Raw genomic sequence first — 22185 nt, 5'->3', positions numbered from 1 at the left:
AGAGCCGGCTGGAATGACGACTATCGGGCTCAGTTATTCTTTGGTTAAAATATCAACAAAGTGTGCTCCCGCCCTGACGCAAACCCACTGTGGATTGCGTAGTGATTGGCGAGAAATCTGGCCTGATATTGAACATCTGGTGGATTGTTTCACGTTGTAACCGTAACCCGTGTGCGGCTGGATGAACATGGTGCCATGCTAGCTTTATGGGATGGCTCACAGAATTTATTTTCCATGGATTTAACAGCTGATATGAAATAAAAGTTATTATGCAATAACTATTTCAGTTTTCGATTAACGTGGTTTGCCTTAAATAAACGCCATGAAAATAGTGCGTGCCGAGATGAATGAAATGACATATAAAGCAGTTTTGACGGAATAATATTCCATTATCGTCATTTTTCGTTATTCGCCAAAAACAGCCTGTGAAAAAAATGGCACGCTTTCCCGTAATGAAATATTTTTTGCAACGAAAACAGGGGGCCTCTGTTGGCAGCAGGCTGCCCCTGTCTAAGACGTTTTGCTAATACCTGTCGCCGCAGGCTCACTGTTAGGCTGTCATCCCCATAAGAGACCAGTGACGGGCAGGATGCCCATGTCGCTTGCTGATCTCTGAATCATCCCGAAACTGCCCGTTTTGTGCCACTTGTGAGGAAGGAATCCGATGACAGTGCAGAACATCTATGAGCGCGACCTTGCCAAAACCGCCGCCAATTTCGAGGCCCTGACCCCCATCAGCTTTCTGGGGCGGGCGGAGCGGGTCTATCCTGACTATCCGGCGCTGATCCACGGCTCGCTGCGCCAGAGCTGGGGCGAGACCGCCCGCCGTTGCCGCCAGTTGGCTTCGGCCCTGAGGCTTAGCGGCATCGGGGAGGGGGATACCGTCTCCATCGTCGCGCCCAATATCCCGGCGATGTTTGAAGCCCACTTCGGGGTGCCCATGAGCGGCGCCGTGCTCAACACCATCAATACCCGGCTCGATGCCGAGTCGATGGCTTTTATCTTTCAGCATGCCCAGAGCAAGGTGGTGCTGGTGGACAGGGAGTTTGGCGCCGTGGTGCGCAAGGCACTGGATCTGCTGGAGCGCCAACCGCTGGTCATCGCCATCGACGATCCCCTCTACCGGGAAGGGGCGCTTGTCAGTGAACTGACCTATGAGGCCTTTATTGCCACCGGTAACGGCGATGAGCCCGGCTGGCTGCCCCAAGATGAGTGGCAGGCTATCTCCCTTAACTACACCTCCGGCACCACCGGCAACCCCAAGGGAGTGGTCTATCACCATCGCGGTGCCCACCTCAACGCCATTAACAATGTGCTCTCCTGGGAGCTGCCCAAACATCCCGTCTACCTCTGGACATTGCCGATGTTTCACTGCAACGGCTGGTGTTTCCCCTGGACGCTGGCGGCCACCGCCGGGGTGAGTATCTGCCTGCGCCATGTGCAGGCGGCCGCCATTTATGAAGCGCTGCACGAGCACAAGGTGAGCCATTTCTGCGCAGCGCCCATCGTGCTCAATATGCTCAACAATGCCGATCCGGCGCTCAAGCGGGGGCTGGATCACCCCATCAAGGTGATGACCGCTGGCGCTGCGCCCCCCGCCACCGTGATCGCCGGGATGGAGGCGATGGGGATCGCCGTGACCCACGTCTATGGCCTCACCGAAACCTATGGCCCCTGCGTGTTGTGCGAACCGCAAAGAAGCTGGCAAGAGCAGGATGCCACGGCGCTCTCCCGCCTCAAGGCGCGGCAGGGGGTTGCATCGCCTCTGCAGGGGGAGATGCGGGTTATCAATCCGGTCAGTGGCGAGCCGGTAGCCAAAGATGGCAAAACCATGGGGGAGATAGTGCTGCGCGGTAATGTGGTGATGAAGGGGTATCTGAAAAATCCGGCGGCCAGCGCCGAGGCGATGGCGGAGGGGTGGTTTCGCAGTGGCGATCTGGCGGTGTGGCACCCGGACGGTTATGTGGAGATCAAGGACAGATCCAAGGACATCATCATCTCCGGCGGGGAGAATATCTCCAGTCTGGAGGTGGAAGATGTGCTCTATCGCCATCCCGATGTGGACGAAGCGGCAGTGATCGCCATGCCCGATGAGAAGTGGGGGGAGGTGCCCTGCGCCTTCGTGAAACTGAAAGAGGGGCGAGAGACCACCCTGGCGGAGTTGATCGCCTTTTGCCGGGAGCAGATGGCCCACTTCAAGGCCCCCAAACGCATCATCTTCACCCCGTTGCCCAAGACCTCGACCGGCAAGGTGCAAAAATTCGTGCTGCGCAAACAGCTGGGGTAGCCGCCTGTTCGTAAGGAGCGAGCACAGCCATTCATAGAAGGGAGATTCGAGGGAGTTTGAGGGCTGCTGGCCCTCCCGTTGTATGGCTAGGGGGTCTTGCAGGCAACGCAGTTGCGGCCGCTCTGTTTGGCCTGATAGAGCATCTGATCGGCGCGGGCGTAGAGGCTCTCCATCAGCTCCCCTTCGCCATTTTCCACCAGTCCAGCGCTGATGGTGATGACCAGCTTATCTCCATCTGGCAGGGGCAGCGGGCTTTGCATCACCTGCAGGCGCAGTCGCTCGGCCAGGGATGCGGCGGCCGAGAGGGTGGTGTTGGGCAGCAAGATGGCAAACTCGTCACCGCCGATGCGGGCCAGCACATCTTCGCTGCGCAGCACCGATTGCATCACCCTGCCCAGATGCACCAGCGCGCTATCCCCAAGGGGATGACCGAAGCGATCGTTGATGCACTTGAACTGATCCACATCCAGCACCATCAGTACCGAGGTAAGGTGGTGGCGCATGTCCAGACTAAGGTTCTTCTCGCACATCTCGAAAAAGAAACGGCGGTTGTAGAGACCGGTGAGGCCATCGCGCACAGACTGCTGGTGCAACTGCTCCTTGAGCTGGTGCAGTTCGGTAATGTCGGAGGAGATACCGATCAAGGTCGGGGTGCCATCCCCCAACAGAAAGGGCACCTTGACCGACCAGTAGTAGTGCTGATTGCCTTCGGGATCGGTCAGCATCTCTTCCCCGGCTTGCAGCTCGCCGGTTTCGAATACCCGGTTGTCCAGTCGCCACAGCTGGCAGGCGCTGGCCGCGGGTATCACCTCGTCATCGCGCCGGTTGATGATCTGCTCGGCAGGAAGGCCCAGCAGATCGGCGACCTTTTGGTTGACGTAGAGAAAGCGGTGCAGGCTGTCCTTCATATAGATATGGGCATCCACGTTGGCGAGGATGATTTCCAGCAGCTGATGCTGCTCCGCCATGCGGGCCTCAATCAGCTTGTGTTCGGTGATATCGGTGGAGATGCCGCACAGGCCGATCAGGTTGCCATCCTTGTCATGGATGGGCTTTTTAACGGTCCAGTAGCAGCGCTTTTCCCCGGTGGATTTGAGGTAGTTGATCTCCTCCTGGGCGATGGCGAGTTGTTGCTCCATTACCAACCGGTCGTTGCGTTGAATGGTGTCGGAGAATTCGAGATCAAAAAAGGCCCGATCATCCTGCCCCTGCAACTCGGCGAGGGTGCAACCAAAGAGATCCAGCACCGCCTGATTGGCATAGGTGTAACGGCCCGCCAGATCCTTGGTAAACATGTAGGCGTCCGTCTCGTTGAAGATGGCTTTGAGGTGATCCAGCTCATGCTGTAACTGGATAGAGAAGGGTTCATCCTTCATGGGGCTAGCCATCCTTGGGTCGCTACGATGGGTCGGTTGAACAAGACGCGCAACAGAGATCAACAGCTTTAAATAAAGCACCGAACAGGTCAGGTTTCGCGTTTATTTCCGCAAGTTCTGCGCCATGTCACACGGTTGTCATCGTTGGCGAGCTCAAAGGCAATCAACCGAGTCTGTGGTTGTGCAGATCACTGTGTTCCCCTCTTTATCGGCCCGGCATTATTGGTTAGCAGCAGAGAAATTAATCGGCAATCAAATACGCCACTCCGAGCGGTAGAAAGGGCAACAAACAGGTCTTTAATCAAACTATTTTCACTGTGCTCCTGATATCATCCTCAGCAACGCAATATGGAGAGATACGAGATGGCAGTGGCACCGTTTAATTGGGATGACGTAGTTCAGTGGGACGGGCCGGGGGCCATTGCGGGTAGCGAAGAGATCTTGAGTGCCGATCGGCTGGATCGTGCCCGCTATGCAGAGTTTCTGACCAACTACCTGGCCGCAGAAGGCAAGCAGCGCAACTATGTGCTCAATCTCAATGCCGAATGGGGAGCGGGTAAAACCTGGTTTATCAAGCGCTGGTATATGGAGCTGAAAGCGCACTATCCCACTGTCTATATCGACGCCTGGCAACAGGACTTTTCCGATGATCCCTTATTGACGGTGATTTCGTCGATTATCGATCAATTGAGAGATGCAACGGGAAATAAGGTTGCCATACCTGATGGCATCAAGTCCAAACTATTGGGTTTGCTCAAGGTGGGTGGGAAATTGGTGCTCAAGTCAGCCATTAAAAAAGCTGGATGGGAAGATAGTGATTTTTCTGTGGAAGGCGAAGATGCAGATAAGCTGGTTGATACACTGTGCAGCAATCACAAAGAGCGTTATGAATCTATCCAGTATCTTAAACAAGAAATTCGGCAATGGGTTGAAGCTGCGGTTTCAGCAAACTTAGACCAATTGGATGGCCAAGGTCGATTGGACTATCCCGCCTTTATTCTGATTGATGAGCTGGATCGCTGTCGCCCCTCTTATGCTGTAGAAATGCTGGAGACTATCAAACATATATTCGATATTCCCAGAGTGGTCTTTGTGTTGGCTACAGATACAGAACAACTACAACATGCTGTAAAAGTAATTTATGGTTCAGAGTTTGATGCATATACATATCTAAGTCGTTTTTTTAATAGGCGATTCAGTATGCTTAGCTGTTCAAGGCATGATTTTGTTGAAAGCCACTTATCTAATGCAAGCTACCTCGATAGCAATATTTTTGAAACTATATGGCCTAGAGGTCTGAATGTAGGTTCTTTGAACGATATAATTTCAGCTATAGCTGATGCTTGTCAGCTCTCATTAAGAAGCACAGAGAAACTTATTGATAGACTGCAATTAGTACTGGTTAATATTAAAGATGACTCAGTTAATACAGTATTTCTGGTGTATCTCATAGCTTTGCATGAGAGTATGCCTTCTGACTATGAAGCTATAATCACATTAGTGAAAAAATATTTGCCTTCAGCAAGCAGTAGGGTGAAGGAACATAAGTTACATGGTATAAATAATATAGTCGGTACAGTGAGTATTAAAATGGAAAGCTGTTTAGATTGGCCCCTTGAAGATCCAGACACTTCGCCCCTCTTAACTTAAGAGGTAGTCTTGGAGCTATGTTCAGTACTAGTCACAACGAGAAGATGGTCGAAGTGTTAACAGGGGCCGAGCGCCGTCGACGCCGGACTCCACAAGAAAAGATCGCCATCGTGCAGCAGACCTTTGAGCCCGGGATGACCGTCTCTCATGTTGCTCGCTTGCACGACGTCAACGCAAACCAGCTTTTCAAATGGCGTAAGCAATTCCAAGAAGGGTCTCTCACGGCGATCACCGCCGGTGAGGATGTTGTTCCTGCTTCCGAGTTGGCTGCTGCCATCAAGCAGATCCGAGAGCTTCAGCGTCTGCTCGGGAAGAAGACCATGGAGAACGAGATCCTCAAAGAAGCCGTGGAGTATGGTCGAGCAAAAAAATGGATTGCGCATGCGCCCTTGTTGCCGGGGGACGACGATTAAGTGCTGTGAGCCAGGCTCTTAATGTATCGCGTGCGCAGCTATCCGTTCGTGTTCATCGAAAACCGGGTTGGCAAGATGGTCGTCATCATCGCCAGCGTGATGATGCAGCCTTACTTGGCCGTATCATGGAGGCGATGGCAGAGCTTCCCTCCTATGGCTATCGCCGGGTCTGGGCGCTGTTACGGCGTCAGTCTGAGGCAACAGAACAACCTGTGGTAAACGCTAAGCGGGTATATCGCGTCATGCGCGAACATGGCTTGCTGCTGGAAAGAAAACCAGCTGCACCATTGGCCCAGCAGGCACATAAGGGGCGTGTTGCCGTCAAGGAGAGCAATCGACGGTGGTGCTCAGATGGCTTCGAGTTTCGCTGCGATAACGGTGAAAAACTACGTGTCACGTTCGCCATGGATTGCTGCGATAGGGAAGCGTTGGACTGGGCGGCCAGTACTGGGGGTTACGATAGTGACACTGTGCAAGATGTCATGCTGAGGTCTGTCGAACGTCGCTTTGGGGATTCGTTGCCGGCATCACCGGTGGAGTGGCTGACTGATAATGGCTCGGCGTATCGAGCCCATGAGACCCGCGCGTTTGCACGAGAAATCGGGTTGGAGCCCAGAACGACAGCAGTGAGAAGCCCACAGAGTAACGGTATAGCGGAGAGCTTCGTGAAGACGATGAAGCGAGACTATATCGAGATGATGCCAAAACCGGATAGCCGAACAGCGGTAGGCAATTTGGCTATCGCGTTTGAGCATTATAACGAGCACCACCCGCACAGCGCCTTGGGATACCGTTCACCACGGGAATTTCTGCGCAGTCGGGTATCACAACCCTAAGCGGGAAAAAGTGTCTGGACCTATGGGGTCAAATCCACTGTTGTAATGGTGCCTTTGCACAAGGAATATATACTGTGCCAATATCAAACCTAATTGTAAGCCATTTGCAGGGCTACTTGGGTGAATATGAAAATATATCATATCAACTTGAAAAAGAGGTGAAAGAGCTTAAAGCAGCGTATCCATCAATAACAGAAAAAAACCTTTCCGAGAGGTTGAAATATTATGTTCTTAATTCAAAGTTACATGATAAATCACTTGTGGATATGTCTACATACAGGGATTGGGTTGAGTTAGCTATATCATTTGAATGAGATTAACGGGCCAAATAGCCCGTTAATCAATAAGAAAATTTATTTGTTATGCCGCTTATAAAGCCGCTGAACGACATCCTGTAATCCCAGCCCCTCGTTTTGCAGCAGCACGGTCAGGTGGTAGAGCAGATCGGCGGATTCGTTGATGAGCTCCTCCCGATCCTTGGCCATGGCGGCCAGCGCCACTTCGACACCTTCCTCACCTACCTTCTGGGCGATGCGCTTGGTGCCTTTGCCGTAGAGGCTGGCGGTGTAGCTGGTGGCCGGATCGGCCCCTTTGCGAGAAGCCAGCACCTGCTCCAGCTCTGCCAGAAAACCGAGGGGCGGCAGTGGGTGACCATGGAAGCAGGAGGTTGTCCCTTTGTGGCAGGTGGGGCCGACGGGGTTGGCGGCGATCAGCAGAGAGTCCTGATCGCAGTCGGTGCTGATGGCCACGAGTTGGAGCACATTGCCCGAGCTTTCACCCTTGGTCCAGAGCCGCTGTTTGCTGCGGCTAAAGAAGGTGACCTGACCGGTGGTCTGGGTCTTTTCCAGTGCCTCGCGGGTCATAAAGCCCTGCATCAGCACCTCGCCGCTGGCGGCATGCTGGACGATGGCGGGGATCATGCCGTTACATTTAGCCCAATCGAGCTGCTCGGCAAGGGGGCGCGCGCTGGCGGTGGTTTGTGTGTTATCTGAGAAGTTATTCACGGATGGCGACTCCTTCGGTTTTCAGCCAGCGTTTCAATTCGGGAATGGGGATAAGGCCCTTGTGGAACACAGAGGCGGCCAGCGCCCCGTCCACATCAGCGAGGGTAAAGGCATCGCGAAAGTGCGTCATGGCACCGGCGCCGCCGGAGGCAATCAGCGGCACCTTGCAGACGCTGCGCACCAGCTTGAGCTGGTCGAGATCATAACCCTGACGCATGCCGTCCTGATTCATCACGTTCAGCACGATTTCGCCTGCGCCGCGTTTTTGCACCTCCTGCACCCAGTCGAGGGTGTGCCAGGCGGTAGTGCGGGTGCGACTCTCGTCGCCGGTAAACTGTTTGACCTGATAGTGGCCCGTTTCGGCGTCGAAGTAGGAGTCAATGCCCACCACCACGCACTGCACGCCAAAGCGCTCGGCCAGTCGGCTGATGAGAGTCGGATCGGCCAGCGCCGGAGAGTTGATGGAGACCTTGTCGGCGCCAAATTCGAGGATCTGGCGGGCATCTTCGACGCTTTTGATGCCACCGGCGACGCAGAAGGGGATGTCGATCACCTCCGCTACCCGGCTCACCCAGCTCTTGTCTACCACCCGGGCATCGCTGGAGGCGGTGATGTCATAGAACACCAGCTCGTCAGCGCCCTCTTCGGCGTAGCGGCGCGCCAGCTCGACAATGCCGCCCATCACCTCGTGGTTGCGAAATTGCACCCCCTTGACCACCACGCCATCTTTCACGTCGAGGCAGGGGATAATGCGTCTTGCCAGCATCAGTTGCCTCCTGTGGTGTCGGCAGCGGGGGCTTGCCAGCAGGCGATGGCGTCACCCACCGAGAATTTGCCCTCCAGCAGGGCGCGGCCAAGGATGATCCCCTTGACGCCGGAGCCCTTGAGCGCCTCGATATCCGCGATGCCGCCAATGCCGCCGGAGGCTTGAAAGGCGACGCTCGGGTAGCGGGCGCAGAGATCCCGATAGAGCTCGACGTTGGTACCAGCCAGGGTGCCGTCACGGCTGATGTCGGTGCAGAGCACATGCTTGAGCCCGGCGGGGAGGAAGCGCTCGATCAGCGCTTCGATAGTTACGCCGCTGTTCTCCTGCCAGCCCGCCACCGCGATATGGCGATTGCCCTGCTCATCGATATTGACGTCCAGCGCCAGCACGATCTGCTCGGGGCCATATTTCTCCATCCAGCTCGCCACCAGATCCGGGGATTTGACGGCGGTGGAGCCAATCACCACCCGGCTGGCACCGGCGGCCAGCAGATCCGCCACATCCTGTTCGGTGCGCACGCCGCCACCGACCTGCACTGGCGCTTCGGTGGCCGACAGCAGTTGGGTCAGCAGGGGCAGCTGGCGCGCCTTGGCATCCTTGGCTCCGTCCAGATCTACCAGATGGAGCTGCACCGCCCCCTGGGAGACATATTCATCGAAGCGGGCCTGCGGGCTGCTGCTGTATTCGGTCTTCTGGTCGTAGTCCCCCTGATAGAGGCGAACTACCTGACCGTTGATAAGGTCAATTGCGGGAATGATCATTCATAGCTCCAGAAAATTTTGCAGCAAACGGGCACCGGCTGCGCCTGAGCGCTCCGGGTGGAATTGGGCGCCAAAGAAGTTGTCACGGGCCACAATTGCGGTAAAAGGGTTGCCGTAGTCGCAGGTCGCCAGCGTCGCTTCGGTTACCTCCAGCGCATAGGAGTGGACGAAATAGAAGTAGCTGCCGCTCGGGATCCCCTTGAGCAGAGGATGGGTCTCGTCATGCTCAATCTGGTTCCAGCCCATATGGGGCAGGCGCAGATTACCCACCTCCATCAGGCGGATCTTGCCCGGGACTATGCCGAGGCAGTCGATAAGCCCGCCCTTGTCTTCGCCCTCACTCATGCTCTCTTCGGAGGCCTCCGCCAGCATCTGCATACCGAGGCAAAAGCCCAGCAGCGGCTGCTTGGCGGCGCGAATAAGGGGCACCAGCCCGCGCTCGTTGAGGTTGTGCATGGCGGCTACCGCGGTGCCGACACCGGGCAGGATCAGCTTGTCCGCCTGCTCGATATCGGCCGCCTGGCTGGAGATCAGCGGCTGCACGCCGAGGCGCTCGAACGCCATTCTGACCGAGGCCAGATTGGCGCAGCCGGTATCGATAATGACCAGCTTCTGCTTGCTTACATCCATCACAGCACTCCCTTGCTGGAGGGAAGTTCGCTCCCTACCACCCGAATAGCCTGACGCAGGGCGCGGCCAAAGCCTTTGAACAGTGCCTCTACCTGATGGTGGGTATTGCCGCTGCCCACCTTCATCTGCAATGTGATGGCCATGGCGTCCGAGAGGGAGCGGAAGAAGTGGGGCACCATCTCGGTGGCCATCTCACCCACGTTGTCGCGGCCAAAACCGCTCGGGCAGTCGAACACGAAGTAGGGGCGACCGCTGAGATCCAGCGCGGTGCTCACCTCCTGCTCGGTCAGCGGGCGCGCATCGATCACTGCCTGCACCTCGTCCATCGCCAGCACAAAGCCGAAACGGCCGATGCCGCGCTTGTTGCCAAGTGCCTGACGCAGCGCCTGACCCAGCGCCAGCCCAACATCTTCCACCGTGTGGTGATCGTCAATATGCAGATCGCCGCTGACGTTCAGCTTGAGCTGGAAACCGGCGTGGGTGGCAATTTGATCCAGCATGTGATCAAAGAAGCCGATACCGGTGGCGATCTGGTTGCCGCCGCTCTTGTCCAAATCCAGCGCCACCTGGATGCGGGTCTCCTTGGTATAGCGTTCCACCGAGGCTACGCGCCCCTTGGACAACAGCTGATCACGGATGGCGAGCCAGTTGTGATCCTGCGTGTGGTAGCGAATACCGCTAATGCCCATATTCTCGGCAAGCTGCAGATCGGTCTGGCGATCGCCAATCACGAAGGAGTTGGCAAAGTCGATGCGACCGGAGGCGAGATACTCCTTTACCAGCCCGAGGTGGGGCTTGCGGCAGCTGCAGCCGTCGGTGGGGAAGTGGGGGCAGATCAGCACCTGTTCCCACTTCACCCCTTGCGATTCAAACAGGTGCATCATCAGGTCGTGTGGCGGCTGGAAGTTCTCCAGCGGCAGGCTGGCAGTGCCCAGCCCATCTTGGTTGGTCACCATCACCAGCACGTAACCGGCGGCCTGCAACTCGCGCAGCACCGGAATGACCATGGGCTCGAAGCGCAGCTTGGCGAGGCTATCCACCTGCTTGTCGGTCACCGGCTCTTCAATCAGGGTGCCGTCGCGGTCGATAAACAAAAACGGGGTCTTCATCGCTACATCCTTGTCTTAAAAAGAGGGAGGGGGCAGGTCACGCAATACCGCCAGCACGGCATCCATCTCGCCCTGATAGCCGATGGTGATGCGAATGCTGTTGTCCAGACCCGGCTTGCTGGAGAAATCCCGCAGAATGATGCCGGCGGCCTTCATGGCGGCAAAGACGGTGGCGCCATCCACAAAGCGCACCAGCACGAAGTTGCCCTTGTCTTCGAACACTTCCTTCACGCAGGCAAGCTTTACCAGCTCTGCCTTGAAGGCGGCTTTTTGCTTGTTGAGCTCCATCACTCGCTCGCGCATCAGCTCCAGCCCCATGGGGGAGAGGGCCTGCGCCGCGATCTGGGCGATAGGCTCGGGGATGGGATAGGGGGCGATCACCTTGGCCAGCATGGCGATCACCTCGGGGCTCGCCAGCGTAAAGCCGCAGCGGATCCCCGCCAGAGCAAAGGCTTTGGAGAGGGTGCGGGTCACCACCAGATTGGGGAAGCGGGCCAGCAGGTCCACCACGGACGCTTCCGGGCAGAACTCGATATAGGCCTCGTCCACCACCACGATGGCGCGATCCCGGGCTTTCTCCAGCAAAGCGATAAGACCGTCGCGACCCACCAGATCCCCTGTGGGGTTGTTGGGGGAGCAGAGAAACACCAGCTTCACATCGCTGAGGCGATCGGCAATGGCGGGCCAGTCAGGCTGACGGCTGGCGGTCAGCGGCTGCTCGAACATACCTACGCCGCAGGTCTCGGCGCTGATGGCGTACATGCCGTAGGTGGGCGGACAGATGAGGATCTGATCTTCACCCGCTTCGCAAAAGGTGCGGATCAAGAGCTCGATGGCCTCGTCGGCGCCGCGGCTCACCAGCACCTGATCCGGATTAACCCCGGCGTAGGCGGCATAGCCGTTCACCACCTCGGCCGGTTGGCACTCGGGGTAGCGGTTGAGGCGGCTCCCCTCAATGGTGAAGGGATAGGCCAACGGCGCTTCGTTGGCGTTGAGCCAGACGTGGCCCTTGCCGCCGATGCGGCGGGCGGATTGATAAGGGGTGAGGGCCCGCACCACGCGGCGCGCCAGATTGGCAATGCTCATGACAAATCCTTCTGCTGTGCTGTTGGTTGGGGCGCGGCGGCCAGGGCGTTCAACCTGAGGGTGACGGCATTTTTGTGGCCATCGAGCCCCTCGGCCTGGGCGATGCGCTCGACGATAGGGCCAAGGCCGCGAATGCCTTCGGCGCTCAGCTCCTGCACCGTGTAGCGGCGCTGATAATCGGCGAGGCCAAGGCTCGAGCAGGTGCGGGCATAGCCATAGGTGGGCAAGGTGTGGTTGGTGCCGCTGGCGTAATCGCCGACCGACTCGGGGGTCCATGCTCCCAGAAAGATGGAACCGGCGTTCTCGAGTTTATCCAGCAGATCGCGGGGGGCGCGGGTCTGCACGATCAGGTGTTCCGGTGCATAAGCGTTGGAGATGGCGCAGGCTTCTGCCAGATCGTCACAGAGGATCACCAGACTTGAGCCCAGCGCCTGGGCGGCGATATCGCGGCGGCTCAACTTGGCCAGCTGGCTCTTGAGCTCCCCTGCGATGGCATCGGCCAGCAGGGGCGAGGTAGTCACCAGCACCACCTGGCTGTCGGGGCCGTGCTCGGCCTGGGAGAGCAGATCCGCCGCCACGAAGGCCGGATTGGCGCTCTCGTCGGCAATCACCAGCACCTCGGAGGGGCCGGCGGGCATATCGATGGCGGCGCCGCGCCAGTCGCGGGAAACCTGGCCCTTGGCTTCGGTCACATAGGCGTTGCCCGGGCCGAAGATCTTGTCCACTTTGGGAATGCTCTCGGTGCCGTACGCCATGGCGGCGATGGCTTGGGCGCCGCCGATGGCGAACACCTTCTCGACGCCACAGGCGCGGGCGGCAAACAGGATCTCGTCGCTGGCCGGGGAGGGGGTGCAGAGCACCACTTCCCGGCAACCGGCGATAGCCGCCGGAATGGCCAGCATCATCACGGTGGAGGGGAGCGGTGCGCTGCCTCCAGGCACATAGAGGCCGACCCGGCTGATAGGCTGGGTGCGCAGCTCGCACACAACCCCGGGCTGGGTTTCTACCCGTACCACCGGCTGCACTTGCGCGGCGTGGAAGGTTCGAATGTTGGCAATGGCCGCTTCGATGGCGCTTTTGATGTCGTTATCCAGCCGCGCGCAGGCAGCTTCAATTTCGGCCTCGCTGACGCGCAACTGTTCACGGGGGGCGCGCTCGAAGCGCAGGCTCAGCTCGCGCAAGGCCTCGTCGCCACGGCTACGCACCGCGCCAATGATCTCCTTGACCACGGCACCGATATCCGCCTCGTCATTGAGAGCGGGCCGGGTCAGCACGTCGGTCTGCTGGGCTGGGGAGAGGGTCTTCCAGATCAGGGTCTGCATGATGTCCCTTCCTTATTCCATCATTTTTTCGATGGGCAGCACCAGAATGGAGCTGGCACCCAGAGCCTTGAGCTGCTCCATGGTCTCCCAGAACAGGGTCTCGCTGGAGACAACGTGCAGGGCCACCTGATTGGTGTCACCGGCCAGCTGCATGATGGTGGGGCGCTCGGCACCCGGCAGCAGATCGGTGATGGCATCGAGCTTGTCTTTGGGGGCGTGCAGCATGATGTATTTGCTCTCGCGGGCCTGCTGCATCCCCTGAATGCGGGGCAGCAGTTTGTCGATGAGCTTCTGCTTTGCATCGGACAAGGGGTTGGGGGCCTGTACCAGTACCGCCTTGGAGCGGTAGATCACCTCCACCTCTTTGAGGCCATTGGCTTCCAGGGTCGCGCCGGTGGAGACCAGATCGCAGATGGCATCAGCCAGGCCCGCGCGGGGCGCCACTTCCACCGAGCCGCCCAGCATCACGCTCTTGAAGCCGAGCCCCTTGTCGTCAAAGAAGCGCTTGAGCAGCCCGGGGTAGGAGGTCGCGATGCGTTTGCCGGCAAGGCTCGCTGGCCCTGTGTAGTTCACATCTTCCGGCACCGCCAGCGAGAGGCGGCAGCCACCAAAGTCCAGCTGCTTGAGGGTTTTGACCTCGAAGGGGAGGCCTTGGGAGGCGCGAATAAGCTGCACCTCTTCCAGCACGTTCTCGCCGATGATGCCAAGGTCGACCACCCCTTCCATCACCAGCCCCGGGATATCGTCATCACGGACCCGCAGGATATCGATGGGCATGTTCTCGACATGAGCGATAAGGCGCTGCTCGCGCAGGTTGATCTTGAGGCCACAGCTCTTGAACAGGGCTTGGGAGTCCTGGCTCAGACGACCGGACTTTTGCATGGCGATACGCAGACGTTGTGTTTCCATTTGCTCGATTTCCTTCTAGTCAAAAACGAAAAAACCCTCGGAAGTGGGTGCTTCCGAGGGTTTATGAATCTTGCGGTCCTTTTGGAAGTCACCAGTTAAGTGTCTTCCAGCAGTCAACCTCCTGAAAGACTAGTCGGGATGATGATGGTGGTGATGAGTCTTCAGGGTGGTGAACTTCATGTAATCAATCCTTTACAAAATAAGATGTCGTAATTGACGCCTGATTTAAACTACCTGCCTTGACAGAAAATGCAACCCGAAATTGTGATTTGATCGATTAAAGTGGCGAAAACGGTTTTCTGGTCGATAACTAGACAATAACCCCTGCAGGAGTCGCCATCATGCCCAGCCAGGACCTGTTGTTCCCCATTTTGCCCCGGGCACCCGCCGCGCCCGGCAGCGAAGAGATCAAGCGGGAAGTGAACCAGATCAGCAAAAAGCACCAGCTGCGCAAGACCAGCACTGACAACAGTGACTCCCAGCAGCGCCAGCAGGCGTATAGCACGCCCGCCAAGCGTGATCAGCCCAAGTCGGAGGAGGGTGATCACAAGCCGGACCCCGAGCATCAGATCGATCTGTTCGTCTAGGCAGATTATCTGTCCCGCTTTTGCCGCGTTTTTGGCATAATGGCCGCTTTTGCTGCGGGACGCCCTTTTGACCATCCAGACCCTGTTCAAGCCAGATGGCCCTCTGGCCAGCCATATCGACGGTTTCAAAGCCCGCGCTCCCCAACTGGAGATGGCCGAAGCGGTCGCGCGCGCCATCAAAAGTGGTGGCCGTCTGCTGGTGGAGGCGGGGACCGGTACCGGCAAGACCTACGCCTATTTGGTGCCTGCGCTGGAGTCCGGCAAGCGGGTGGTGATCAGCACCGGCTCCAAGAACCTGCAGGAGCAGCTCTTCTATCGGGATCTCCCGACCATCACAGGGGCGCTCTCCTACACCCCGCCGGTGGCCTTGCTCAAAGGGCGCAGCAACTATCTCTGCATCGAGCGGATGAACCGGCTCTTGAGCGAATCCCATCTGCAAAAGCCTGAAATTCTCAACGATCTGGTGAAGGTCAAATCCTGGTCCACCGCCACCGATAACGGCGATGTGGGGGATATTCCGGGATTGCAGGAGAACGCCGAGATCCTCGCCCACGTCACCAGCACCAACGATAACTGCCTCGGTCGCGACTGCCCCTATTACGACGACTGCCATCTGGTGGTGGCACGACGCCGCGCCATGGACGCACAGGTGGTGGTGATCAACCACCACCTCTTCTTCGCCGATATGGCGGTGAAAGACACCGGATTTGGTGAGTTGGTGCCCGAAGCGCAAGTCTATGTCTTTGACGAGGCGCACCAGCTGCCGGAGATCGCCACCAACTACTTCGGCAAGTCGGTAGGCAGCCGAACGATTCAGGATCTGGCGCAGGATATCCAGCTGGCCTATCGGGCAGAGGCCCACGACATGGCCCAGCTCGGCAAGGCTGCGGACCGGCTCGCTATCGCCAGTCAGGACTTGCGTCTCGCCTTCGGGGTGGATGGCGGTCGTGGTAATACCCGCGACATGCTGCGCCAGCCGCTTTGGGGGCAGGCTTTGGCTCGTCTTAACGATGCCATCGGGCTCTGCTACGAGGTGCTCAAACTGGCTCTCGGCCGGGGCGAGCAGCTGGATCACGCCTTCGAACGAATCAGTGAACTGCGCACCCGCCTGGGTGAAGTGCTGGCGGTCAACCAGACCGGTTTCTCCTACTGGTATGACTGCTCACGGCTTCATTTCACCCTCAATCTGACGCCGCTCTCAGTGGCCGAGCGATTCAGTGCCGAGGTGCAAAGACCGGAAGTAGCCTGGGTCTTTACCTCCGCCACTCTGACGGTGGATATGCGGTTTGATCACTTCAAGGCCGAGCTGGGACTGGCGGGCAGTGCTGAGCTGATCCTCGACAGCCCGTTCGACTATGGCGAGCAGGCGCGGCTCTGTGTGCCCCGTTATCTGCCGGAGCCCAACGCCTTTGGTCGTGGCGAGCAGTTGGCCAATCTGATGATCCCCCTCATCAACAAGACGCCGGGGGGCTGTTTCTTCCTCTGCACCAGCCATCAGGTGATGCGTCAGGTGGCTGAGGTGCTGCGCCGGGAGATTGGCCGCACCGTCTTGTTGCAGGGGGAGGACAACAAGCAGCGGCTGCTCAAGGAGTTTGTCGAGAATGGCCGTGCCGTGCTGGTGGCGACCAGCAGCTTCTGGGAGGGGATCGACGTGCGAGGGGCGGCATTGTCGTGTGTTATCATCGACAAGCTGCCGTTTGCCAGCCCCGATGATCCGCTGCTCAAGGCGCGGGTGGATGATTGCAAGCTCAAGGGCGGCGATCCCTTCGCCGAGCTGCAGTTGCCCAAGGCGGTGATTGCCCTCAAGCAGGGGGTGGGGCGGCTTATTCGTGATCGCACTGATCACGGCGTGCTGGTGATCTGTGATCCACGAATGGTCAACAAGCCTTACGGCGCCACCTTTATCAAGAGTCTGCCTGCCATCCCCCGTACCCGGGAGTTGGGAACGCTGGGGAGTTTTTTCGATCGCACTGAACGCGGTGAACAAGTGTGCCGTCAGCTAACAGATTTGAACAACGGGTGAGCATATCTCGCTTGCCGGTTATGTAATTGACTGATTTTATAGAGATTGGAAAGCATGAACGAGTTGAAGATCCTGACCGTTGATACCGCCACCGAAGCCTGCTCCGCCGCCTTGCTGGTGGGTGACAAGCTGTTCTCCCGCTGGGAGGAGGCGCCACGGGATCACACCCGAAAAATTCTGCCCATGGTTCAGGCTGTGTTAGAGGATGCCGGGATAAGTTTGAGTGACCTCGATGCCATCGCGTTCGGTCGCGGCCCGGGCTCCTTTACCGGCGTGCGGATCGGCATCAGTGTGGCGCAAGGTCTGGCGTTTGGTGCGGGTGTGCCGCTGATTGGCATCTCGACCCTGGCCGCCATGGCGCAAGGCGCCTATCGACTGGATGGCGCCCAGCAGGTGCTGACCGCCATTGATGCGCGGATGAACGAGGTCTATTTTGGCCGCTATGAGCTAATTGATGGCCGCATGCAGCTGGTGGGTGACGAGGTGGTGAGCGATCCCGCGGCGCTGGTTGACGCCCGTGGCAAGCTGGCAGGTCGTGTGACCTGCGTCGGCACCGGTTTTGAAACCTATGGCGAGACCCTGAGTGGTCTGGCCGATGAGCTGGCGGTGAGCCAGGTGCGCTTCCCGGCGGCAGAAGACATGTTGCCGCTGGCCCGCGCCGCCTGGCTGGCGGGGGATGCTGTGCCTGTGGAGCAGGCGACGCCGGTTTATTTGCGTGACAAGGTGACCTGGAAAAAACTGCCGGGTCGCGAATAAGGGCAGGAGCACTGACAGCATGTCGCTCTTGCCGCTCATCAGCTGCAATATAAGCGGGTGGCCCGACGGACCACGCCGGCAACAGGAGAGTGACATGATGCGTAATAGCAGAAGCGACATGATGAAACGCGGGATGGTGGTCGGGGCGCTGGCCCTGCTGCTCGGGGCCTGTAGCTCGGTCCCCAAGGAGCTGGTCTATGAGCCAGAAAACCAGCTGGTGGCCTATCAACCTGCCCTTGGCGGGATGGAAGGTAAACCCGCCCGCTGGAGCGGTGTTATCTCGGCGGTGCATAACAAGGCGGATCAGAGTGTTATTGAAGTGGTCTATCTGCCGCTCAAATCCAACGGTGTGCCGGAGCAGACCGAGCAGAGCCCGGGACGTTTTCTGGCCATCATGGAGGGTTTTATCGATCCGACCCTCTACGCCAAGGGGCGCAGCCTGACGGTGCTTGGCACCATAGGCCAACCGGTTGATAGCCAGATTGGCGAGCACAAGTACCGCTTCTCGGTGCTCAATGTGACGGGCAGCAAGTTGTGGCCGCCAGTCAAGGAGGTAGAGGTTCGCTATATGGATCCCTACTTCTACGACCCCTTCTATGATCCCTTCTATGATCCCTTCTGGCCGAGACGGCCGCTGCGTCGCTAAGGCAGGCCGCGATGAGCACTCTTGTTGATCCCCTGATTGGCACTATGAGCAGCACTCTGAGTAGCAATCTGCACGAACGTCTGCTGACCCTGGCGGATGGGCGGCGGGTATCTCTGGTGGAGAACCAGTCCGCTGAGCCGCAGCAGGGTAAACCCTTGCTGATCGCCCTGCACGGCTGGCTCGACAACAGTGCCAGCTTCTTGCCGCTGGCGCCGCATCTGGGTGATTTTCACCTCATCTGTGTCGATCTGCCGGGGCACGGTCACTCCGCTCACAAAACCACCCCTTATGTCTTTGTCGACTGGCTCGACGATCTCTACCAGATCGTGCAGGCGGCGGGCTGGTCGCGCTTCACTCTGCTCGGTCACTCCCTCGGGGCGCTGATCGCCTCGGCCTATGCCGGAGTATTTCCCGAACAGGTGGAGCGGTTGATCATGCTGGAGGGGCTGGGGCCGCTGAGCCAGCCCGATGAGGAGGTACCTGCCCAGCTGCGACGTGCGATTTTAAACCGCAGCCGCACCCGGGAGCGCAGTGCTAACGGCTTTGCCTCCATTGATGAAGCCGTGGCTGCTCGTTGCAAAGTGGCGGATATCACGCCGCAGTCGGCGCGTCTTATCTGTGAGCGGCAGCTTGAGATGAGGGCTGGGCGCTGGCACTGGCGCAGTGACCCCCGTTTGCGTGATCTGTCGCCCCTGAGAATGAGCGAAGGGCAGGCCCGGGCACTGATGGCGGCTATCCGCTGTCCAGTGCTGTTGATTCAGGGGGAGCAGGGCTTTGCTGCGCTTGAAGCCCAATGGCAGGCCCGTCAGGATGCCTTCCAGCAGATCGAGCGGGTCATATTGGGTGGAAACCACCATTTTCATATGGAAAATTCGGTTGATACGGCCGTTTGTATCGTAAAGTTTTGTCAAGTTCGGTAGAATCGCCAGCTTTCAATAATTCCAGGTTTGTTTTCTCCCTCACATTTTTCTGTTGTTAATTTGCTGTTAATTTATGTTGCGCTGTGTAAATATGTGCGGCATTAGAGCATCAGCTTAAAACAACCGATTAAAATGGATGTGAACCGGGACGGAGGCAACACAGTGAGCGCACAGGTGCTAGTTATGCAGGAGAAGTTTGTGGAAAAAGTCTGGCTGAAACGTTATCCGGAAGGGGTCCCCGCCGAGATCAATCCAGACCAATACAGCTCCCTGGTCGAGATGTTCGAATCCTCGGTGACCCAGTTTGCCGATCAGCCCGCCTTCGTCAATATGGACCAAACCATCACCTACCGCCGGCTGGAAGAGCAGTCCCGCGCCTTTGCTGCCTACCTGCAAAACGAGCTGAAGCTGGAGAAAGGGGATCGGGTTGCGGTGATGATGCCTAACCTGCTGCAATACCCCATCGCCGTGTTCGGCATCCTGCGTGCCGGCATGATCGTGGTCAACGTCAACCCGCTCTATACCCCGCGCGAGCTGGAGCATCAGCTCAAAGACTCCGGTGCCAAAGCCATCGTCATCGTCTCCAACTTCGCCCATACCCTGGAAAAGGTGGTCTACGACACCCCGATCAAGCACGTTATCCTGACCAGGATGGGGGACAATCTGGGGCTGGCCAAGGGCACCTTGGTCAACTTCGTGGTCAAGTACGTCAAGAAGCTGGTGCCGAAATACAATCTGCCCCACGCCACCACCATGCGTCAGGCCCTCTCCAAGGGGCGTTTCCTGCAGTACATCAAGCCGGAGATCACCAACGACGATCTCGCCTTCCTGCAGTACACCGGTGGCACCACCGGCCTCTCCAAAGGGGCCATGCTGACTCATCGCAACATGATTGCCAACGTCGAGCAATGCCTCGGCGTCTATGGCCCCATGCTGGAGCGTGGCAAGGAGTTCGTGGTCACCGCGCTGCCGCTCTATCACGTCTTCGCCCTGACCGTGAACTGCCTGCTCTTTATGCGTATCGGCGGTTACAACCTGCTGATCAGCAACCCGCGCGACATCCCGGGGTTTGTCAAAGAGATCAAGAAGTATCCCTTCACCTGCATTACCGGCGTGAACACCCTGTTCAATGCGCTGGTCAACAACGAAGAGTTTCAGGGGATCGCCTTTGACAAGCTCAAGCTCACCATCGGCGGCGGCATGGCAGTGCAGCGTGCGGTTGCGGAGAAGTGGAAGACACTGACCGACACCCCGCTGCTGGAAGGCTATGGCCTGACCGAGTGTTCGCCACTGGTGAGCGTCTGCCCCTACGATCTGACCGATTACAACGGCTCCATCGGTTTGCCGGTCTGCTCTACCGAGATCCGTCTGGTGGATGACAACGGTCAGGTGATCCACACCCTCGGCACCCCGGGCGAGATGCAGGTGCGCGGCCCGCAGGTGATGGTGGGCTACTGGCAGCGTCCCGAGGCGACCGCCGAAGTGATGCAGGATGGCTGGCTCTGTACCGGTGATATCGCCGTGTGCGACGAGCAGGGCTTCTTCAAGATCGTTGACCGCAAGAAGGACATGATCCTGGTCTCCGGTTTCAACGTCTATCCGAACGAGATCGAAGATGTCGTTGCCCTGCACCCGAAAGTGTTGGAAGTGGCCGCCGTGGGTGTGCCACACAAGGTTTCCGGTGAGCTGGTGAAGATCTTTGTGGTCAAGAAAGATGCAAAATTGCAGGAGGACGAGATTATTGCCCACTGCCGCAAACATCTGACTGCCTATAAGGTGCCGAAACTGGTAGAATTTCGTGACGAACTTCCCAAGACCAATGTGGGCAAGATCCTGCGCCGCGTACTGCGCGACGAGGAGATTGCCAAGCAATAACCGGACTGCGGCTGCAGAAGCCTCTGCAAACCAGCACCGTCGTTATGCAAAACCGTGGGTCATCCCACGGTTTTTTCTTTTTGGCCCTGATCAACCGCGCAGGCACAGATGCACTATCAACTTATCACTCAGCAAGACGAACTTGAGCAGTATCTCGCTTCTCTGGCCGACGTTCCCCTGGCTATCGATACTGAATTCGTTCGCACCCGTACCTACTACCCCCAGCTTGGCCTGTTCCAGATCTATGACGGCGAGCATCTGGCGTTGCTGGATCCGCTCACCCTGGATCTCTCCGCCCTCTGGCAGCGACTGGGCCGGGAAGGGCAGATCGCCATCCTGCACGCCTCTGGCGAAGATCTGGAGCTTATCCAGCATCAGGCGGGCCACCTGCCCAACCAGATGCACGACACCCAGCTTGCTACCGCCTTTCTCGGTTACGGCGTCTCGGTCGGCTTTGGTGCGCTGGTGAATGAATTCCTCGGGGTCGAGCTGGAAAAAGATCAAGCGCGCACCGACTGGCTGGCACGCCCGCTTACGCCACGTCAGCTCGAATACGCGGCGGCGGATGTCTTCTACCTGATGCCGCTCTACGAGAAGGTGATGGCCAAACTGCGGGAAAGCGGCAAGTTTGCCTGGTTCGAGCAGGAGTGCCAGAACCACTCCGCCCGCAAGACCCAGGGTAGCGATCCCCGTCAGGCATATCTTGACATCGTCAACGCCTGGCAACTGGGGCGCCGCGAGCTCGCCATTCTGCGCGAGCTGGCCGCCTGGCGCCAGCAAGAGGCGGTGCGCCGCGATCTGGCCCTCAACTTCGTTGTCAAAGAGCTGCACCTGTTCAAGGTGGCGGAGCGTCGTCCTGCCTCCCTGCGGGATCTCAACGAGCTCGGCCTCTCGCCTATCGAGATCAAGATCCACGGCAAGCGGATGCTCGATATTGTCGCCAAAGCGCAGCAGAGCGATCCTGACAGCTGGCCCGAGCCCATTCGTCGGTTGGTGGATTTCCCTCAGTACAAGGCCGAGCTCAAGCGCATCAAGGCCATGGTGGAAGAGAAGGCCAAGGCGAGCAATATTCCGCCCGAGCTGATTGCCAGCAAGAAGATCATTCACCAGTACTTCACCTGGAGCTGGCGGATGAACGACGAAGAGCGGGCCCGCAGCGACAAGCCGATGCTGCTGCAAGGGTGGCGTCATGAGCTGGTCGGTCACCTGCTGGCACAATAAGCCACCAG

20 protein-coding genes and 1 other annotated feature are annotated in these 22185 nt (G+C 58.1%); of the genes, 11 read left to right on the top strand and 9 right to left on the bottom strand.

Annotated elements, in window-relative coordinates; translation table 11 throughout:
- The first annotated feature begins 664 nt into the window (after positions 1–664).
- Complete coding sequence (locus tag OKC42_RS17670) at positions 665–2287, top strand: acyl-CoA synthetase (RefSeq protein WP_270820382.1); 1623 nt, start codon at positions 665–667, stop codon at positions 2285–2287.
- 86 nt (positions 2288–2373) lie between these two features.
- On the opposite strand, the gene OKC42_RS17665 is transcribed toward OKC42_RS17670, so the two are convergent.
- Entirely contained in the window at positions 2374–3663 is a 1290-nt protein-coding gene (locus OKC42_RS17665; RefSeq protein WP_151285974.1) for a sensor domain-containing diguanylate cyclase, read from the bottom strand.
- A 363-nt stretch (positions 3664–4026) separates the two neighbouring features.
- Here OKC42_RS17665 and OKC42_RS17660 point away from each other — a divergent pair, with 363 nt between their 5' ends.
- The 3 genes from OKC42_RS17660 (at position 4027) to OKC42_RS17650 (ending at position 6876) form a co-directional block, all read left to right on the top strand.
- Positions 4027–5313 carry a KAP family P-loop NTPase fold protein gene (locus OKC42_RS17660; protein ID WP_270820381.1) on the top strand — a complete coding sequence of 429 codons (1287 nt, stop codon included), beginning with the start codon at positions 4027–4029 and terminating at the stop codon, positions 5311–5313.
- A gap of 44 nt (positions 5314–5357) precedes the next feature.
- Positions 5358–6562, top strand: a protein-coding gene (locus OKC42_RS17655) for an IS3 family transposase (RefSeq protein ID WP_100654772.1) whose coding sequence is annotated in 2 segments (ribosomal slippage) — positions 5358–5676 and positions 5676–6562 — 1206 coding nt in all. Because the reading frame shifts where the segments join, the coding sequence is not laid out codon by codon here.
- Between the two features lie 74 nt (positions 6563–6636).
- Positions 6637–6876, top strand: a complete 240-nt coding sequence (locus tag OKC42_RS17650; protein ID WP_270820380.1) for a hypothetical protein — start codon at positions 6637–6639, stop codon at positions 6874–6876.
- A 39-nt stretch (positions 6877–6915) separates the two neighbouring features.
- Here OKC42_RS17650 and hisIE read toward each other — a convergent pair whose 3' ends face one another.
- Genes hisIE through hisG form a run of 8 tightly spaced genes read right to left on the bottom strand, consistent with a single transcriptional unit; the run spans position 6916 to position 14149 of the window.
- Positions 6916–7566 (bottom strand): bifunctional phosphoribosyl-AMP cyclohydrolase/phosphoribosyl-ATP diphosphatase HisIE, encoded by a 651-nt coding sequence (gene hisIE, locus OKC42_RS17645; RefSeq protein ID WP_270820378.1) that lies wholly within the window; start codon positions 7564–7566, stop codon positions 6916–6918.
- Positions 7559–8332, bottom strand: coding sequence for an imidazole glycerol phosphate synthase subunit HisF (hisF, locus tag OKC42_RS17640; protein WP_139747279.1), 774 nt, complete (start codon positions 8330–8332; stop codon positions 7559–7561). Before hisF ends, hisIE begins: the two co-directional genes overlap by 8 nt.
- Positions 8332–9093 carry a 1-(5-phosphoribosyl)-5-[(5-phosphoribosylamino)methylideneamino]imidazole-4-carboxamide isomerase gene (hisA, locus tag OKC42_RS17635; protein ID WP_058056833.1) on the bottom strand — a complete coding sequence of 254 codons (762 nt, stop codon included), beginning with the start codon at positions 9091–9093 and terminating at the stop codon, positions 8332–8334. Before hisA ends, hisF begins: the two co-directional genes overlap by 1 nt.
- On the bottom strand, positions 9094–9723 hold the full coding sequence (gene hisH, locus OKC42_RS17630) for an imidazole glycerol phosphate synthase subunit HisH (RefSeq protein ID WP_151285977.1): 630 nt from the start codon (positions 9721–9723) through the stop codon (positions 9094–9096). It abuts the gene before it with no gap.
- Positions 9723–10832 carry a bifunctional histidinol-phosphatase/imidazoleglycerol-phosphate dehydratase HisB gene (gene hisB / locus OKC42_RS17625; RefSeq protein ID WP_270820375.1) on the bottom strand — a complete coding sequence of 370 codons (1110 nt, stop codon included), beginning with the start codon at positions 10830–10832 and terminating at the stop codon, positions 9723–9725. Before hisB ends, hisH begins: the two co-directional genes overlap by 1 nt.
- Before the next feature lie 15 nt (positions 10833–10847).
- Positions 10848–11918, bottom strand: a complete 1071-nt coding sequence (hisC, locus tag OKC42_RS17620) for a histidinol-phosphate transaminase (protein ID WP_201946464.1) — start codon at positions 11916–11918, stop codon at positions 10848–10850.
- Positions 11915–13240, bottom strand: a complete 1326-nt coding sequence (hisD, locus tag OKC42_RS17615; RefSeq protein WP_151285978.1) for a histidinol dehydrogenase — start codon at positions 13238–13240, stop codon at positions 11915–11917. The genes hisC and hisD overlap by 4 nt, the downstream gene beginning before the upstream one ends.
- 12 nt (positions 13241–13252) lie before the next feature.
- On the bottom strand, positions 13253–14149 hold the full coding sequence (gene hisG / locus OKC42_RS17610) for an ATP phosphoribosyltransferase (protein WP_151285979.1): 897 nt from the start codon (positions 14147–14149) through the stop codon (positions 13253–13255).
- 25 nt (positions 14150–14174) lie between these two features.
- Positions 14175–14303, bottom strand: a sequence feature (His leader region).
- A 187-nt stretch (positions 14304–14490) separates the two neighbouring features.
- Here hisG and OKC42_RS17605 point away from each other — a divergent pair.
- The 7 genes from OKC42_RS17605 (at position 14491) to rnd (ending at position 22177) form a co-directional block, all read left to right on the top strand.
- On the top strand, positions 14491–14736 hold the full coding sequence (locus tag OKC42_RS17605; RefSeq protein ID WP_123173111.1) for a hypothetical protein: 246 nt from the start codon (positions 14491–14493) through the stop codon (positions 14734–14736).
- A gap of 67 nt (positions 14737–14803) precedes the next feature.
- Entirely contained in the window at positions 14804–16759 is a 1956-nt protein-coding gene (locus tag OKC42_RS17600) for an ATP-dependent DNA helicase (RefSeq protein WP_151285980.1), read from the top strand.
- Between the two features lie 54 nt (positions 16760–16813).
- Positions 16814–17515 carry a tRNA (adenosine(37)-N6)-threonylcarbamoyltransferase complex dimerization subunit type 1 TsaB gene (gene tsaB / locus OKC42_RS17595; protein WP_270820373.1) on the top strand — a complete coding sequence of 234 codons (702 nt, stop codon included), beginning with the start codon at positions 16814–16816 and terminating at the stop codon, positions 17513–17515.
- A gap of 118 nt (positions 17516–17633) precedes the next feature.
- Positions 17634–18161, top strand: a complete 528-nt coding sequence (locus OKC42_RS17590) for a Slp family lipoprotein (protein ID WP_270820387.1) — start codon at positions 17634–17636, stop codon at positions 18159–18161.
- 44 nt (positions 18162–18205) lie between these two features.
- The gene (locus OKC42_RS17585; RefSeq protein ID WP_270820386.1) at positions 18206–19081 is read left to right on the top strand and encodes an alpha/beta fold hydrolase; all 876 of its coding nucleotides are present in this window, start codon (positions 18206–18208) and stop codon (positions 19079–19081) included.
- A gap of 198 nt (positions 19082–19279) precedes the next feature.
- Positions 19280–20956 (top strand): long-chain-fatty-acid--CoA ligase FadD, encoded by a 1677-nt coding sequence (gene fadD / locus OKC42_RS17580; RefSeq protein ID WP_270820384.1) that lies wholly within the window; start codon positions 19280–19282, stop codon positions 20954–20956.
- Positions 20957–21064: 108 nt separating this feature from the next.
- Positions 21065–22177, top strand: coding sequence for a ribonuclease D (rnd, locus tag OKC42_RS17575; RefSeq protein WP_058059758.1), 1113 nt, complete (start codon positions 21065–21067; stop codon positions 22175–22177).
- The last annotated feature ends 8 nt before the right edge of the window (positions 22178–22185 follow it).

Origin of the sequence: Aeromonas sp. Y311-2 (genome assembly GCF_027706025.1) — a bacterium.
In the GTDB taxonomy this organism is placed as follows: domain Bacteria; phylum Pseudomonadota; class Gammaproteobacteria; order Enterobacterales; family Aeromonadaceae; genus Aeromonas; species Aeromonas veronii.
Note: the sequence above shows the minus strand (reverse complement) of the source record. Positions and strands in the feature narration are given on the sequence as shown.

Coding starts and splice junctions, on each gene's coding strand:
- OKC42_RS17670 (WP_270820382.1), top strand. CDS start 665: ATGACAGTGCAGAACATCTATGAGCGCGACCTTGCCAAAACCGCCGCC.
- OKC42_RS17665 (WP_151285974.1), bottom strand. CDS start 3,663: ATGAAGGATGAACCCTTCTCTATCCAGTTACAGCATGAGCTGGATCAC.
- OKC42_RS17660 (WP_270820381.1), top strand. CDS start 4,027: ATGGCAGTGGCACCGTTTAATTGGGATGACGTAGTTCAGTGGGACGGG.
- hisF (WP_139747279.1), bottom strand. CDS start 8,332: ATGCTGGCAAGACGCATTATCCCCTGCCTCGACGTGAAAGATGGCGTG.
- hisA (WP_058056833.1), bottom strand. CDS start 9,093: ATGATCATTCCCGCAATTGACCTTATCAACGGTCAGGTAGTTCGCCTC.
- hisH (WP_151285977.1), bottom strand. CDS start 9,723: ATGGATGTAAGCAAGCAGAAGCTGGTCATTATCGATACCGGCTGCGCC.
- hisB (WP_270820375.1), bottom strand. CDS start 10,832: ATGAAGACCCCGTTTTTGTTTATCGACCGCGACGGCACCCTGATTGAA.
- hisC (WP_201946464.1), bottom strand. CDS start 11,918: ATGAGCATTGCCAATCTGGCGCGCCGCGTGGTGCGGGCCCTCACCCCT.
- hisD (WP_151285978.1), bottom strand. CDS start 13,240: ATGCAGACCCTGATCTGGAAGACCCTCTCCCCAGCCCAGCAGACCGAC.
- hisG (WP_151285979.1), bottom strand. CDS start 14,149: ATGGAAACACAACGTCTGCGTATCGCCATGCAAAAGTCCGGTCGTCTG.
- OKC42_RS17605 (WP_123173111.1), top strand. CDS start 14,491: ATGCCCAGCCAGGACCTGTTGTTCCCCATTTTGCCCCGGGCACCCGCC.
- tsaB (WP_270820373.1), top strand. CDS start 16,814: ATGAACGAGTTGAAGATCCTGACCGTTGATACCGCCACCGAAGCCTGC.
- OKC42_RS17590 (WP_270820387.1), top strand. CDS start 17,634: ATGATGAAACGCGGGATGGTGGTCGGGGCGCTGGCCCTGCTGCTCGGG.
- OKC42_RS17585 (WP_270820386.1), top strand. CDS start 18,206: ATGAGCAGCACTCTGAGTAGCAATCTGCACGAACGTCTGCTGACCCTG.
- rnd (WP_058059758.1), top strand. CDS start 21,065: ATGCACTATCAACTTATCACTCAGCAAGACGAACTTGAGCAGTATCTC.